Genomic DNA, 15368 nt, shown 5'->3' on the forward strand with positions numbered 1-15368 from the left:
ATGAGCAAAGAATATGAAACAGTAATCGGGCTGGAGGTTCATGTGGAGCTTTCCACGAAAACAAAGATTTTCTGCGGGTGTTCCACCGCCTTTGGGGGAGCGCCAAATACCCACACCTGCCCGGTATGTACCGGAATGCCGGGTTCACTTCCGGTCTTAAATAAGCAGGTGGTGGAATATGCCATGGCAGTGGGTCTTGCAGCCGGCTGTACCATTACCCGAAACTGTAAATTTGACCGGAAAAATTATTTTTATCCCGACAATCCCCAGAATTATCAGATTTCCCAGTTATATCTGCCCATTTGCAGAGATGGAGGAATTGAAATTGAAACTTCTGCCGGAACGAAAACCATAGGAATCCATGAAATTCATATGGAAGAGGATGCGGGGAAATTAATCCATGAGGAATGGGGAGACGCTTCCCTGGTGGACTACAACCGTTCCGGTGTGCCTTTAATCGAGATTGTTTCTGAGCCCGATATGCGTTCCCCGGAGGAAGTGATTGCTTATCTGGAAAAGCTGCGGATGATGATTCAGTATCTGGGGGCTTCTGACTGCAAACTGAACGAGGGCTCCATGCGGGCAGACGTGAATCTGTCTGTGCGGGAAGCGGGGACGGAGGAGTTGGGCACCCGAACGGAAATGAAGAATCTGAACTCCTTCAAAGCCATTGCCAGAGCCATAGAACACGAGAAAAACAGGCAGATTGATTTGCTGGAGGCCGGAAAACAGGTGGTTCAGGAAACCAGAAGATGGGATGACGCCAGAGAGTATTCCTATGCCATGCGCAGTAAGGAGGACGCCCAGGATTACCGGTATTTCCCGGAGCCGGATCTGGTTCCCCTTTCCATCAGCGAAGAATGGATTGCTGAAATCAGGAAAAGACAGCCCCAGCTACGCCCGGAGAAAATGGCAAGATACCAGCAGGAGTATGGGCTGCCGGATTACGATACACAGATTATTACCTCTTCCAAACATCTGGCAGATTTGTTTGAAGCCACCACGGAACTGTGTCAGAAGCCGAAAAAAGTGAGCAACTGGCTGATGGGTGAGACCATGCGCCTGTTAAAGGAACAGGAAATGGAGCCGGAGGAAATCCGCTTTTCACCGGAAAATCTGGCGAAGCTGATTGCTCTGACGGAGGAAGGCAGCATTAACGGCACCGTGGCAAAAGAAGTATTTGAAAAAATATTTGATGAGGACATTGACCCGGATGATTATGTCAGAGAACACGGTCTGAAAACTGTCAGTGATAAAGGGGAACTGCGGGACGTCATTGAACAGGTTGTCACAGATAATCCCAAATCCGTGGAGGATTACCGGAATGGAAAGGAAAAAGCCATTGGATTTCTGGTGGGACAGACCATGAAGGCCATGCGGGGGAAGGCAGATCCCGGAATGGTAAACCAGATATTGAAGGAACTGCTGTAACCGCCTGAGTCCTGTAACAGGAAAGAAAAACGTAACAGAAGAGAAGATAAAAATATGGATGCGCAGGGTCTGCCCCAGCGAAGCGAGGGTACTCGCACAAGAGGTAAAATATTGCTTCGTAATTGTGCTAAAACGCGATACGTTCAGCATACTGCGTATGCTCTGACGCACCGCAAATGGCGCAGCAAAGTGTCCAGGCCCCTCATTCATGAGGGGCCTGGACACTTTGTTCCAAAAAGGAACGGGAATCACAGTTACGTTCTGACAGCCTTTCGGTAAATCAGCAGGGAACAGCCTGCTGTGACAAATTCAGAAAAGCAGAAGGCAGACCATACTCCTGCAGCTCCTGCAAACCGGCTGAACAGAAAGGCTGCCGGTATGATAATGACCACATAGCGCAGCAGCGAGATGTACAATGCGGGCTTTGCTTTTCCAAGGCCTTCCAGGGCCCCGGAGCTGGTAACGGAAACAGCAGATACAACAAAGCCCAGACTGATGATATGCAAAGCAGTTATGCCGATTTTGATGGTCTGGGGGCTGGTGGTAAACAGTCCGATTAACTGTCCGGGAATGATCCAGGAAAGCAGTGTTCCCACCAGCATGACCCCCATGATCAGTTTCAGGGAAGTGCGGTAGATTTCCCGTACACGTTCTGATTCTCCGGCTCCGTAATTGTAGCCCATCAGAGGACGGATGCCCTGAATAATTCCGTTGGCAGTCAGGTAAATAAAGGTCTGCAATTTGTAATAGGCCCCCAGCACCAGCACATAAGCTCCTGAAAAACCGGAGAGGATTCCGTTTAATACGGAAATCAGCAGAGAAGGCAGCGCCATGGTCAGTGTGGCGGAAACGCCGATGGAATACATTTTAGCGATAACTTCTTTCTCAGGCTTAAGGGCGCTCCGGCTTATTTTTAACGGAATCGGCCGGAAAAAATAAAACAGGAGATATACCAGCAGAGAAAAACACTGTCCGATTCCTGTGGCATAGGCAGCGCCTGCAATTCCCATGGCAGGAAATGGCCCAATGCCGAAAATCATCAGGGGATCCAGAATGATATTTGCGATAAATCCGCACATCATACAGAACATGGACACCTGCATACGCCCCACGGACTGGAAAATTTTTTCAAAAGACAGCCCCAACGTAATAAATACAGCAAACAGGAAGGCTCTGTTAGCATAAGCCAGTGCCAGCCGGATTACCGTTTCATCGGAAGAAAACATTCTCAGAAATGCAGGCATTCCCGCAAGGCTTAAAAGGGTGAGAATTACTCCGTGGAGGAAATTGAGAAACATGCCCTGAGTGGCAGCCTGAGTGGCCTGTTTCTGTTTTCCGGCGCCCAGATAAAAAGCGGCGCAGGCATTGATGCCGATGGCAAAACCAATGGCAATGGCGTTGATTAAATTCTGTACGGGGTAAACCAGTGCCAGCGCCGTCATGGCGTCTTCACTCAGTTTTGCCACAAAATAACTGTCCACAATATTATACAGTGAATTGACAGCCATGGAAATTACCATGGGCAGGGACATGGACAGTACCAGCGGCAGTATCTTTTTTTCTTTCATAAATGTCTGATCCATAAATATACTCCTTTCAGAAAAATTCTGCTGTCTTCCTTGAATTTCGTGGTTTCTTCCATGCACGCTGTGCATAAAAAAAGCCACACAATTACAAAAGTAATTGTGTGGCGAAAAAGGCTGTTCCTTAAAAATCCACGCTTCTGAACTTCCCCTGGGGACTGCAGAAGTTTTATGGTGTCAGTATGCCATACTTCGGAACCATTGTCAAGCGGGCTGGGCGCTGATTCACAGAGGAATGAAGTGAAAATGGGTTTTTACATATTTTATGTTCTCCCGGTATGACTGATTTCATGGCTGCTTTTTAGATTTTAACATAGTTTTTGTTAAATCGCCAGGGATTGTGTGATATAATATATATCCGGTAAATGAAACAGGCTTTTTTCTCCGGGAAAGATATGGTATGATGGAAACAGACCGGAAATACGCTGTTTTATCAGGAGGTGCCGGGTGTCCGGACGCCGACAGAAAGCTCTGGAATCGGCAATTGAAAGGAGAATCACCTCATGAAAAAATTTTTAACAGGAGCCCTGGTTCTTGGTTGGATGGCGGTTATTTTTGCTTTTTCCGCTCAGGATGCGGTGGAATCATCTCAGACCAGCCAGTCTGTGTCCTACCGGATTGCAGAACTTAAGAATCGTCTGATGGGACAGGAAAAAACAGAGGACCAACTGTTGAAGCAGGCGGAAAGGATGCAGCTTGTTATCCGCAAGGGAGCTCATATGAGCGAGTATGGACTGCTGGCCGTTCTGCTGATTTTTCATCTGGAATGTTATGATTTCAACGGCAGGAAAAAATTTCTGCTGGCGCTGGGGCTGGCGGTATGCTATGCAGCCTCCGATGAGTTTCATCAGCTGTTTGTGCCAGGGAGGGCCGGCAGGTTTGTGGATGTGTGCATCGACAGTTCCGGCAGTCTGGCAGGCCTGCTTTTGTATGAAGGAATTGTTTTGTTCAGAAAAAAATAACAGTTACATGTGGGAGGAAGTTGTGAAATGGATGTAAAGAAGAAAGAATACAACCGGGAAAAATCTGTCAATCAGTTTGTTCTTATGATTATGACAGTGATTGATTCATTTTTATTTTTTGGTTATATCAATGATTATCGGCAGGGACATATCGAATTCGGCTTTATGATTTCTGTGGTTCTCGCGGTTTTGAGTTCCCTTGCGGTCTCTTATGGAGTATTTCTGAAAAAACGGGATACCGGTGCGTTTAAACATGTGTCCATGGTGGGATATATGGTGGTATATGCGCTGGCCCTGTTCGGGGCCCGAAATGACCTGGTGTTCGTTATGGTATTTCCCCTGACCCTGATTTACATTCTCTACTACGATTATAAAATGATTTTACGAATTGCAGCCGGGTTTGGCGCCATCAATGTGGCTGATCTGATTTATGCGGTGGCAGTACTGAAACATATGCATTCCGGAAGTGAATGGAACAGTGCCTCTGTTTTGCTGCAGGGCGCGTCAGTGATTGTATATCTGGTGGTACTCTGCGGAACCACAAAACTGTCCAACCAAAATAATGACATGCGGATTGCAAATGTGAGTGAAGAAAAAGAAAAAAGCGCAAGACTTCTTCAGGATGTGCTGGAGGTGGTTTCTGTGGTCCGCCAGAATTCTGAAGATGCAGAGGACTTTATTCAGATTCTGAGCCAGAATATTGCATCCGCTGCGTCTGCGCTGGGAGATATTTCAGCAGGAAACAGCAGCAATACGGAAAATATTGGCAAACAGACGGTTATGACGGAAAATATACAGAACATGATTCTGAAAACCAGGGAAATGTCTGATGAAATGCTGGAATTATCCAGGCAGTCTGCAGAGGCGGTAAAAAACGGGCAGAATTCTGCTGATGACCTGCACAGACAGTCGGAAAAGACCAGAGAAGCCAATGAACAGGTGGTGGTTTCTGTGAATGGACTGATTGAAAACGCCGGGGCTGTGGAAGAAATTACTGAGCAGATTTTTAACATTTCAAGTCAGACAAATCTGCTGGCGCTGAATGCTTCTATTGAGAGCGCGCGGGCGGGGGAAGCAGGCCGGGGCTTTGCGGTTGTGGCAGAAGAAATCCGGATGCTTGCAGATGAGAGCCGGAAGCTGACGGAAATGATTCAGAAAATTGTGTCAGAAATAAAGCAGAATGCGGATGCGGCCAGATATACGGTGGATCATGTAATGGAAGTGACCCATGAGGAACGCAGACTGATTCGCAGTACGGAACAGCAGTTTTCCAGTATCGGAGAAAAAATGGATGGGCTGGATCAGAACGTGCAGGAGATATATCATAAAATTGATGAAATTTTCACGTCAAATCAGGTTATTGTAGACAGTATTAATCAGATATCTGCAGTCAGCCAGGAAGTATTTGCCAGCACTCAGCAGGCGGTGGAACTGGGAGAAGATGCCAGCCGTCAGGCAGAGCAGGTGAGGGATTGTATGAAGGAGCTGAAAAGGACGGTGGCTTCTGTGGAGCAGTACAGGGCAGAAGGATAACAATGGCACTGGGCATAACCCCGGACTTTTGCGGAATGGCACGGGCCAAAACGATAAGGGTGGTGGGGACAGAAGGGAAGAACTTTACATTTTTCTTACATTTTCCTGCATACTTTTTTCGGAATATCCGATTATAATAACAGCAGATATGATATAAGCCGAAGTGAGCGCAGATAATCATGACTCCGGCATAAATATTGATACAGGTCACAGACCAGGGAAGGACCGGATGAAGGATGATAAAAATACTCATTGTGGAAGATGACGCAAATATAGCGAAACTGATGGAAGCAACTGTGGCAATCGGCGGATATGAGGGGATTGTATGCAGCAATGGTGCAGAGGCCTTTGAAAAAATTGAACGGGGCGGATATGACCTGATACTGCTGGATGTGATGCTGCCGGACATGAGCGGGTTTGAAATCATACAGAAGCGCACCAGTACAGATACCCCGGTGATTTTCATTACCGCCAGGCAGGAACTGACAGATAAGGTGAAAGGACTGCGGCTGGGAGCAGAAGATTACATTGTAAAACCCTTTGAAGCCATGGAACTGCTGGCCAGGATTGAAGTGATTCTGCGCAGGGTAAAACGGACAGAGACTACATATTCTTATGGAGACATTTCCGTAAATGTGGAGGAACACACCTGTAAATACGACGGAGAGGAAGTCTATCTGACGCCCAAGGAATTTGAGGTTCTTGTATTTTTCATTCAGCACAAAGATGTGGCCATTTCCCGGGACCGTCTGCTGGCGGCAGTCTGGGGCTTTGAATATGAGGGAGAGACGCGGACCATCGACATCCATATTCAGCAGCTTCGCAAGAAACTGAATCTGAAAGAGAAGCTGGTAACAATTCCCAAGCTGGGATATCGGCTGGAAAGCGCAAAGGAGTGACGGGATGAAACTGTGGCAGAAAGTTTTTCTGTATACTCTGATACTGGTGATGCTGGCGGTAAGCATGACCAGTATTTTGCTGTTGAAAAACAGTTTTTCTTTTGCATTAAATCAGAAAAAACAAAGCGTGTACAGTGAGCATGAATTTCTGGTGACCAGTTTTAAAAGTATGATGATTACGGAACGTCTGAAAGAAAATGCCATTGTGCTGGAAGAAAAGAAAATGAAAAAATTTATGGAGAATACCTTTGGCAAAAACACCGAAGGCAGCGGAATTCTGTTCAAAAATGCACAGAATGAACAGGTGTATGCCAATCGTGACATGGATCCGCCGGAAGAACTGACGGAAGCAGTCCGCAGTACGGGAAAGAGTTATATGCAGGTGGAGGGAAACCGCCTCTACACAGCTTCTTCAGAGAGCATGGAAGGCAGAACTTATTATGTGGTGACAGAAAACGATATTTCTGATGTGATGGAAATTCATGAGAATATGCTGTGGCAGATCCAGGTCATCAGTATGGTGTGCGCCATGGTAATTGCACTGATTCTGCTGGTGGTGGTAAAAATGCTGCTGCATCCCCTGAAAAAAATAAATGAGGGAACCAGAGCCATTGCCCAGGGCAGTTATCAGAAACGGATTCCGGAACGGGGAAAGGATGAACTGTCTGAACTGGCCTGTAACATGAACTGTATGGCGGAAGCCGTGGAAACCAATGTGCGCGCTCTGGAACATGTGGCGGAGGACAGAAAACATTTCATTGACAACCTTTCCCATGAAATGAAAACACCCCTTACCTCCATACTGGGATTTTCCGATTTGCTGCAGATAAAAAAAGATATTACGGAAGAACGGCGGATTGAGTATGCCGGAATTATCAAAGCGGAGGCCACCCGTATGCGCACCCTCTCCGGAAAACTCATGGAACTGATTACCGTAGGGGAGACCAATCTGGACTGGCAGCAGGAAGATATGCAGAAACTGTTTCTGGAAATCGGAACCTCCCTGAAGGTCATTACGGAAAAACGGAAAATGGAACTGGTGTGCGAATCAGAGCCGGGTACTCTGCGGGCAGACCGGGAACTGATGAAATCTCTCCTGTATAATCTGGTAGACAATGCGGTGAAGGCTTCCGTAGAAGGAGGCTGCATTCAGGTAACGGGCCGCTTTGTGGGAGAACAGTTTCAGATCCGTGTATCAGACCAGGGAGTGGGAATTCCGCAGGAAGAAATTGAAAAAATTACCCAGGCTTTTTATATGGTGGATAAAGTGAGGGGACGGGCCAATGGCGGCGCAGGCCTGGGGCTGGCCCTCTGTCAGGAAATTGTTTCTCTTCACCAGGGAACCATGAAATTTGAAAGTCGTTCAGGAGAAGGGACTCAGGTGCTGATTTCCATGAAAGGAGGCCGGGAATGTGATTAAAATAAAGTCCATGGCTCTGACTTTTCTGTGTGCGGCTATTATTCTGGGAGCCGGTTACCTTGTGATTGTGGAAAGCGGGAAAAAAGTACTGGAAAAAGAGAGAATCCTGGAAGAAACCCGGTATGAGAGCACCAGTTCCAATATTTTTTATGGGAAAATCGAAGAAGATATCGAGCTGTTTCCCTGGAATTACTACCCGGACAATGAGACCGTGTCGGAGGTTTATCCGCAATTTTACCAGATGCTTCTGGATTACGGGGACAGTATGGAAGAAGCAAAGGAAAAAACGGACTGGTATCTGTATCAGATGATTGCCTGTGAAAGCCATGAGCGGGTGGAAGATATCTGGAAGGTTTATCAGAAAAAACAGAAAAAAATTGTGGACAGCCTGGTTATGACAGAAAATTCTCCCATAGGCCCTGTTTATTTTTATCAGGATATGCTGGAAGTGAATCAAAGCCAGTATCAGGTACGGATTGCCTGCAGTGAATGGCATATTGTAAGTTTTATCTGTCAGGAAATCAGTGCAGAAGAATGGGACAGGGCCCGCTGGGAGGAGGGGAAGGACAGACTGGCAAAAACGCTGGAGGAATCAGAACTGGAGCTGGCCGCCTGTTTCGACTATATGGTGCTGATGAGCAGTCAGGATCTTTTTACCATGTATGATGAAGACGGGCATTACATCCACGGCCATTTGGCGGGACTACGATGGCTGGACAATATTCTGGAAGGGAACGTGGATGAGGAAGATATGCCCCAGGAGCTTAGCGACCTGATGAAAAACCGGGGAGTTTCCTACAGTGAGGAGAAAGACAGTGCTGCCAGCTCAAAGGGAATGGAATACGATAAGGAGGTTACTGCTGTGCAGCCGTCAGGAGAGGTATTGGAAGAAACAGAAGGTTATTCTTACCAGATTGTGGAATTAAAAGACATGATACTGCTGCTGATGCAGGGAGAACATACCATCGGTATTTATTATGACCCGGTGAGGCAGCGTTTTTGCGGTTACAATTATTTTAATGAATATTAAATTTTTCGAAAGCCTTTGAAAAAGCAGTTGTGCTATTGAACTCCCTGGCTTATAATAAAGTCATGTTTCGGATATGAAGTTCGAAAAGAAAAAGGAGATTTCAGGATGAAAGATAATTTTGACGATACAGATTTCCGGGAGGTGGTTTCAGATTCCGGAGAGACAGAGGAACATACGGAGTCAGAAGCTGGAGACAGCAGTGACGGAAAGGAAGGGAATTCCGCAGTGGACAGCCAGGACAGTGCAGAAAGTGAATACGAAGATATCTGCTATATCTGCCACCGGCCGGAGAGCAAGGCCGGAAAGATGATTAAGATACCAAATGAAATCTGTATCTGTGCGGACTGTATGCAGAAAACCTTTGACAGCATGAATCATGGAGGATTTCCTCTGGGAGATATGAGCAGTTTCGGGAACATGCCAAATATCAGTATGATAAATCTGTCAGATTTACAGAATATGGGCATGAATATGGTGCCCAGAAGCCAGAAACTGAAAAAGAAGAAATCAAAAGAAGAAAAGAAGGAAAAGCCCGTGCTGGATATCAAATCCATTCCGGCTCCCCACCGGATTAAGGCCAGCCTTGACGAATATGTGGTGGGACAGGAACATGCCAAGAAAGTCATGTCCGTGGCAGTTTACAACCATTACAAACGGGTGGCCTGCGATAACCTGGACGGAGTTGAGATTGAGAAGTCCAATATGCTGATGGTGGGGCCCACGGGAAGCGGAAAGACCTATATGGTGAGGACTCTGGCAAAACTTCTGGATGTGCCTCTTGCCATTGCAGACGCCACCTCCCTCACAGAAGCCGGATATATCGGAGATGACATTGAAAGCGTTGTTTCCAAACTGCTGGCTGCTGCCGATAATGATGTGGAGAAAGCAGAGCATGGAATTATTTTTATTGACGAAATAGACAAGATTGCCAAGAAAAAGAATACCCATCAGCGGGATGTGAGCGGAGAGAGCGTACAGCAGGGAATGCTCAAACTGCTGGAGGGAGCTGAAATAGAAGTGCCGGTAGGAGCCAACAGCAAGAATGCAATGGTGCCGCTGGCCACAGTGAATACCAGAAATATCCTGTTTATCTGCGGCGGTGCATTTCCTGATCTGGAAGACGTCATTAAAGAGCGTCTGAATAAAAAGTCTTCCATGGGATTCCATGCGGATCTGAAAGATAAATACGATAAGGAAGAGAATATTCTGCACCGGGTTGAAGTGGAGGATATCCGCAAATACGGGATGATACCGGAATTTCTGGGACGTCTTCCCATTATATTTGCACTGGATGCCCTGACAGAAGATATGTTGGTACGGATTCTGACGGAGCCGAAAAACGCCATTGTCAAACAGTATCAGAAGCTGCTGGCCATGGATGAGGTGAAACTGGAATTTGAAGAAGGGGCGCTGCGCTCCATTGCTGAGAAGGCCAGACAGAAGGATGTGGGCGCACGGGCGCTCCGGGCCATTATTGAAGAATTCATGCTGGACATTATGTATGAGATTCCAAAAGACGACAACATTGGAGTGGTAACCATTACCAGAGATTATATTGAAAATACAGGAGGCCCGGTCATCAGTATGCGGGGCTGTCTGAATCTGGAGGATAAGACAGCGCTGGCATAATGTGGGGAAATATTACATACATATGTAGAAAAAAGAAAAGAGCTGCATATGGACTGTGAAGAAGCTGTATACTCAAATGATTATTATGATTTTATAATGGAATATGAGCTGCAGATGAGAGGGACTCCTGTGGCAGAATGCATACAGAGAATCAGCGAGGCGTATGATGTGGCCTATATTCCCAGAAACATGAATCCACCGCTGAATATTCAGAATTATGATTACACTTCCGTTCCAAAGTGTTATACCCTTATGGATGAGAACGCTCTGGAGGCCAGCGGAATTTTGAGAATTCAGAATCAGCCGACCCTGTCCTTAAAGGGACAGGGTGTTTTAATTGGATTTCTGGATACGGGAATTGACTATGAGAACCCTGTGTTCCGAAACAGTGACGGGAGTACCAGAATTGCTGCGGTCTGGGATCAGACAGACCGCAGCGGAACCAGGCCGGAAGGATTTCTCTATGGCAGTGAATATGATGATACCAGGATCAATGAAGCGCTGCAGGCAGTAAATCCCAGAGAGGTGGTGCCCATGACAGACCCGGTGGGTCATGGAACCTTTCTGGCCAGTATTGCGGCGGGCAGTCCCGTACCGGAGGAAGAATTTACCGGTGCGGCTCCCTATGCCAGAATTGTGATGGTGAAATTAAAGCCCGCAAAAGATTACCTGCGGGAATTCTTTTTTATTCCGGAAGATGCACAGGCCTTTCAGGAAAATGATATTATGGCGGGAATTGCCTATCTGGATCAGTTTGCGGCAAAGCGCCATATGCCTCTGGTTATCTGCTTTGGGCTGGGGACTAATATGGGAAGCCACACAGGGGTGAGCCTTCTGTCATCTGTGCTGAATCATATCACCCTGCGCAACGGGCGGGTAGCGGTAACAGCCACAGGAAATGAAGGAAATGAGCGCCATCACTATCTGGGAGAGATGGAAAACGGTCAGGAGTATCAGAACGTGGAAATCAATGTGGGAGAAGGGGTGAAAGGGTTTGTGACGGAACTGTGGGCACGGGCTCCCCAGCGGTTTATTGTGGAAATTATTTCTCCCACGGGAGAGCGGATGCCCAGTGAATATATTCTTTCCGGCGGCAGAGAGTATGATTTTCTGTTTGAAAATACTACAGTGACGGTGGATTACAGGATTACCGGGATTTTGGATGGAGCCCAGATTATTTACATACGATTTGTGAATCCCTCCCAGGGCCTGTGGAATATCCGTGTGTTTCCGGAAGTGGAGATGGCCAGTGTATTTCATATGTGGCTTCCCATGCGGGAACTTCTGTCGGGAGATGTGTTTTTTGTACGTTCCAATCCGGACACGACCCTGACGGTACCGGCAACTACCATTGTGCCCATCAGCGTTGGAGCCTATGATTCCAGAGATAACAGTATCTATCTCAAATCCGGCCGGGGATTTACCTCAAATGGATGGGTGAAGCCGGATTTTGTGGCGCCGGGTGTGGGAGTCCTTGGAGCAGGTCCGCGCAACCAGTTTGTGGCAAAGGATGGAACCAGTGTGGCGGCCGCAATTACGTCGGGAGCTGTGGCTTTGCTGCTGGAATGGGGGATTGTGCGTGGAAACTACACCACAATCACCAGTCTGGAGGTGAAAAATGTGCTGATTCGAGGAGCCACCAGAGACAGCAAACGGATCTATCCGGACCAGGCATTTGGCTGGGGATTGTTAAATCTCTATCAGGCATTTGAAGATTTCCGTATTCGTTAGAAAAACAGGGCGTTGCGATCATTCCTGGTTCGCAGCGCCCTGTGCTGTTTGCTTTATTTTGCCGGATTACCGAAAAACATCAGTCCACTTCAATCTTGTCAGATTCCTGGAAAGGTGCCAGGGTGGAAATCATTTTTACGGTTTTGTCATAGCGGTTGATGACATAATGTACTTCTTTGGGTTCAATATGTATCATCTGGCCCTGGGTCAGGGTGTGAGTGGTACCGTCTACTTCAATGTCGATTTTTCCTTCCAGAATATAGAAGTTTTCTTCCATAATATTGTGGTAATGGGCCTTAAAGTCCTGTCCGGCCTGGAACTGTACCACTGCAAAATTGGAACGGGGGCCTTTCATCAGATATTTCGGGCCGCTGTCTCCGAAACGATACTCTCTGTCTTTTTCATCAATAATAAACATAATTTCTCCTCCTTATAATATAATGCTGCGGTGATTCTCCGGTTTCAGACGCCGGGTGCAGACCACATATGTCTGGTAAGTTTCTGATTTGCAAGGTCAAGCTGTTTCTGGTATACCTGACGCCAGTTTTCGTAGAGTTCTGCATATACCCTGGCATTTTCAGGATTGGGCTGATAAGTCTTCTCAATTTTAACCACTTTGCGTACCGTTTCTTCAATATCCGTGTAAATGCCCACGCCCTTGCCTGCAAGAATGGCAGCTCCCAGAGCAGTGGCCTCTTTCACTTTGGGCACATGCACCGGAATATTCAGTACATCAGAGACAATCTGACACCAGAGCGGGCTTTTGGAAGCGCCGGAAGCAAAGATAATTTCCCTGGGATATTCTCCTGTCACAGAAGCCACCAGTTCTACGTTCCCTCTGGTAACCAGCGCTGAGTTCTCCATAATTGCCCGGTAGAAGGTATAGCGGTTGAATTTTTCCGGATCCAGCGCAAAGTTGGTGAAAGTGGGAGCCGCATGTTTCCAGGAAATATAGTTCATAACGTCTGAGAAGGTGCAGAACATGCCGTAACAGCCGGCAGGAATTTTTTCAGCTTCCTGGTTCATCAGGTCGTAGGGATCTCTGCCGGTTTCTTCTGCAAGCTGTTTTTCCATCTGACAGAAGGAGTCCCGGTACCAGCGCATAATCAGGCCGGGATAGAAGGCCAGCGCTTCATACTGCCAGAGATTGGGAAGGGCATGGCAGTTGACCCGTACCCGGCATTCGTCATCTGTTTTTACTACGGATGTATTATATTCAAACTGCCAGAAACTTCCGCCGAACACAGCGCCCTGGCCCTGGGATACCAGTCCCACGCCGATACAGCCCAGCTGTGCGTCGCCGCCCCCTGCCACCACGGGAGTGCCAGAGGCAAGTCCTGTTGCCGCTGCCGCTTCTTCGCTGACAGATCCCACCACGGTACCGCTCTCATATACCTGCGGGAATATGTCTGTTTTCAGGCCGCATTTTTCCATGATGGATGTATCCCAGTCTCTGGTTGCCAGATCAAAGATACCTGTGGTGGAGCCGTTGCTGGGCTCGATGGACATAATACCTGTGAGTTTCAGAATCAGCCAGTCATTGAACATTCCGACGTAAGCTGTTTTATCATAAATTTCAGGCATTTTGTTTTTTACCCAGAGAATACGGGGCAGAGCGCCCAGGGCATAGGTCTGGCCGGATACCCGGTAGATTTCCTTTTCCAGTTCCGGTGATTTCTGAATCAGTTCCACCACTTCATCGTCAGAACGGGCGTCCACATTGGCGCAGGCCCAGAGTTCGTTGCAGTCTTTGTCGTAGAGCAGGATACCCTCCCGCATGCAGGTGGTGGAAATTGCTGCAATTTCTCCGGGATCCGTTCCGGTTTCGGCCAGAACATCCTGAATACAGCCTCTTGCCAGTTCCCAGTTCTGTACCCAGTCAAAATCCATGGAACCCGGAAAACGGGGGTCTTCCCTGTGTTCCCATTCCTGCTGGGAAACACCCAGCTGGTTTCCGTCCAGATCAAAAAGTACGGCGCGGACACTTCCGGTTCCGGCATCTAATGCCATTAAATATTTTCCCATCGTATTACCTCCTGTAAATTTAATTCCCCCAGACAGTGCATAATGCCATGGCTTTGCCTGGCGGTTTGCTGTTTTGTGCTGCGCTAATTCTGCCGCGGGGGTATCTGGCCCTGGCACAGCAGCGCCGCAGTGCTTTCATCTGTAATGAGAATATCCAGATAGCCTCCTTTTAATGCTGCGGTGATAGCCGCCACTTTATGCTTTCCGGCAGATACGCCGATCACATTTTCCAGCTGATGCAGGGTGCTCAAAGGCACGCTTACCAGCCGGGAGTCAATGTCAGTATCCACCAGTCTGCCTTCTTTGTCGATGAAATGGCAGATGAGATCTCCCACGGCTCCTTTCATGTCCAGAAGCAGAAAATCATTGTGGCTTAACATGGAAGATTTTAATATGGTTGCCCTCTGGTCCATGGCTCCGATGCCCACTACGGTCATGCTGGCCAGATTTATCATATTGGTAATTTCCTTAACAGAGCTTTCTTCCCGCATGGCCTGGGCCATTTCCCTGGAAGACATAATCAGGGGAGCGGGAATCAGGTACAGCTTCGCATTGAAAATATTGGTCTCGGAATTGGGCAGATAATACCCCACCCCTCCGGTAAGGGAAACAAAGGAAGCAGATATTTCCAGATTCCGCGCCAGATACTCAATGGTTCTGGAGGAAGTGTCTCCATACCCGAAATTGATGTAGCAGTTGTCGGACACATGATTGGCAATATAAATAGAAGCTGCTTTGGCAATGGTGTCGTTGACTGCAGAGGTATCCGGGTTGGTGGGCACAATGTAGCAGTCCTTCAGATGATATGTTTCCATCAGCCTGGTTTCCAGTTCATGGCGCCGGTCAAGGGCGGAGGAAATACGGAACTGGACGATTCCGGTCTGGCGTGCTTTTTCCAGCAGCCGGATAACCCGCATCCGGGAAATTCCCATCTGGTCGGCAATGGCCTGCTGGGTCATATTTTCCATATAATAGTACCAGGCTGTCTTCATCATTAAATTTTCTTCAAAATCTGTGATAGCATCGTACATAATCGTCGGTTTCCTTTATTAAAATAATATATGAAACTGGAAAGTACCAAATGTAACAAATGTTTAAAGATAAATCATATGTATCTTAAAAACA

Annotated in this window: 12 protein-coding genes; 8 read left to right on the plus strand and 4 right to left on the minus strand. The window is 47.4% G+C overall.

From position 1 onward, the window contains the following. Positions 1-1431 (plus strand): Asp-tRNA(Asn)/Glu-tRNA(Gln) amidotransferase subunit GatB, encoded by a 1431-nt coding sequence (gene gatB, locus C805_RS10405; protein WP_016213783.1) that lies wholly within the window; start codon positions 1-3, stop codon positions 1429-1431. A 254-nt stretch (positions 1432-1685) separates the two neighbouring features. Here gatB and C805_RS10410 read toward each other — a convergent pair whose 3' ends face one another. Continuing rightward, a complete protein-coding gene (locus C805_RS10410; protein WP_016213784.1) occupies positions 1686-3014 on the minus strand; it encodes an MATE family efflux transporter in 1329 nt (442 codons plus the stop codon). A 503-nt stretch (positions 3015-3517) separates the two neighbouring features. On the opposite strand from C805_RS10410, the gene C805_RS10415 reads away from it, so the two are divergent. From C805_RS10415 to C805_RS10445, 7 genes are all read left to right on the plus strand, one after another. Next, entirely contained in the window at positions 3518-3976 is a 459-nt protein-coding gene (locus C805_RS10415; RefSeq protein ID WP_016213785.1) for a VanZ family protein, read from the plus strand. Positions 3977-4003: 27 nt separating this feature from the next. Beyond that, a complete protein-coding gene (locus C805_RS10420; RefSeq protein ID WP_016213786.1) occupies positions 4004-5509 on the plus strand; it encodes a methyl-accepting chemotaxis protein in 1506 nt (501 codons plus the stop codon). A 236-nt stretch (positions 5510-5745) separates the two neighbouring features. Continuing rightward, the gene (locus C805_RS10425) at positions 5746-6408 is read left to right on the plus strand and encodes a response regulator transcription factor (RefSeq protein WP_016213787.1); all 663 of its coding nucleotides are present in this window, start codon (positions 5746-5748) and stop codon (positions 6406-6408) included. A 4-nt stretch (positions 6409-6412) separates the two neighbouring features. Further along, positions 6413-7828 carry a sensor histidine kinase gene (locus C805_RS10430; RefSeq protein ID WP_016213788.1) on the plus strand — a complete coding sequence of 472 codons (1416 nt, stop codon included), beginning with the start codon at positions 6413-6415 and terminating at the stop codon, positions 7826-7828. Beyond that, positions 7821-8858, plus strand: a complete 1038-nt coding sequence (locus tag C805_RS10435) for a hypothetical protein (RefSeq protein ID WP_016213789.1) — start codon at positions 7821-7823, stop codon at positions 8856-8858. The genes C805_RS10430 and C805_RS10435 overlap by 8 nt, the downstream gene beginning before the upstream one ends. A 105-nt stretch (positions 8859-8963) precedes the next feature. Further along, entirely contained in the window at positions 8964-10487 is a 1524-nt protein-coding gene (clpX, locus tag C805_RS10440; protein ID WP_016213790.1) for an ATP-dependent Clp protease ATP-binding subunit ClpX, read from the plus strand. A 48-nt stretch (positions 10488-10535) separates the two neighbouring features. Beyond that, positions 10536-12218: a S8 family peptidase gene (locus C805_RS10445; RefSeq protein WP_016213791.1), complete on the plus strand. Its 1683-nt coding sequence runs from the start codon at positions 10536-10538 to the stop codon at positions 12216-12218. Positions 12219-12297: 79 nt separating this feature from the next. On the opposite strand, the gene C805_RS10450 is transcribed toward C805_RS10445, so the two are convergent. The 3 genes from C805_RS10450 to C805_RS10460 all read right to left on the minus strand — a co-directional run bounded on the left by C805_RS10450 (position 12298) and on the right by C805_RS10460 (position 15274). Further along, positions 12298-12636: a cupin domain-containing protein gene (locus C805_RS10450; protein WP_016213792.1), complete on the minus strand. Its 339-nt coding sequence runs from the start codon at positions 12634-12636 to the stop codon at positions 12298-12300. 44 nt (positions 12637-12680) lie between these two features. After that, a complete protein-coding gene (lsrK, locus tag C805_RS10455) occupies positions 12681-14243 on the minus strand; it encodes an autoinducer-2 kinase (RefSeq protein ID WP_016213793.1) in 1563 nt (520 codons plus the stop codon). Positions 14244-14326: 83 nt separating this feature from the next. Next, positions 14327-15274: a sugar-binding transcriptional regulator gene (locus tag C805_RS10460; protein WP_016213794.1), complete on the minus strand. Its 948-nt coding sequence runs from the start codon at positions 15272-15274 to the stop codon at positions 14327-14329. Positions 15275-15368: the final 94 nt, after the last annotated feature.

Origin of the sequence: Eubacterium sp. 14-2 (genome assembly GCF_000403845.2) — a bacterium.
Lineage (GTDB): Bacteria > Bacillota > Clostridia > Lachnospirales > Lachnospiraceae > Petralouisia.

Excerpts from the sequence above, each read along its gene's own strand:
- C805_RS10410 (WP_016213784.1), bottom strand. The coding sequence starts at position 3,014 with ATGGATCAGACATTTATGAAAGAAAAAAAGATACTGCCGCTGGTACTG.
- C805_RS10425 (WP_016213787.1), top strand. The coding sequence starts at position 5,746 with ATGATAAAAATACTCATTGTGGAAGATGACGCAAATATAGCGAAACTG.
- C805_RS10415 (WP_016213785.1), top strand. The coding sequence starts at position 3,518 with ATGAAAAAATTTTTAACAGGAGCCCTGGTTCTTGGTTGGATGGCGGTT.
- gatB (WP_016213783.1), top strand. The coding sequence starts at position 1 with ATGAGCAAAGAATATGAAACAGTAATCGGGCTGGAGGTTCATGTGGAG.
- C805_RS10450 (WP_016213792.1), bottom strand. The coding sequence starts at position 12,636 with ATGTTTATTATTGATGAAAAAGACAGAGAGTATCGTTTCGGAGACAGC.
- C805_RS10420 (WP_016213786.1), top strand. The coding sequence starts at position 4,004 with ATGGATGTAAAGAAGAAAGAATACAACCGGGAAAAATCTGTCAATCAG.
- C805_RS10430 (WP_016213788.1), top strand. The coding sequence starts at position 6,413 with ATGAAACTGTGGCAGAAAGTTTTTCTGTATACTCTGATACTGGTGATG.
- C805_RS10460 (WP_016213794.1), bottom strand. The coding sequence starts at position 15,274 with ATGTACGATGCTATCACAGATTTTGAAGAAAATTTAATGATGAAGACA.
- C805_RS10445 (WP_016213791.1), top strand. The coding sequence starts at position 10,536 with ATGGACTGTGAAGAAGCTGTATACTCAAATGATTATTATGATTTTATA.
- lsrK (WP_016213793.1), bottom strand. The coding sequence starts at position 14,243 with ATGGGAAAATATTTAATGGCATTAGATGCCGGAACCGGAAGTGTCCGC.
- clpX (WP_016213790.1), top strand. The coding sequence starts at position 8,964 with ATGAAAGATAATTTTGACGATACAGATTTCCGGGAGGTGGTTTCAGAT.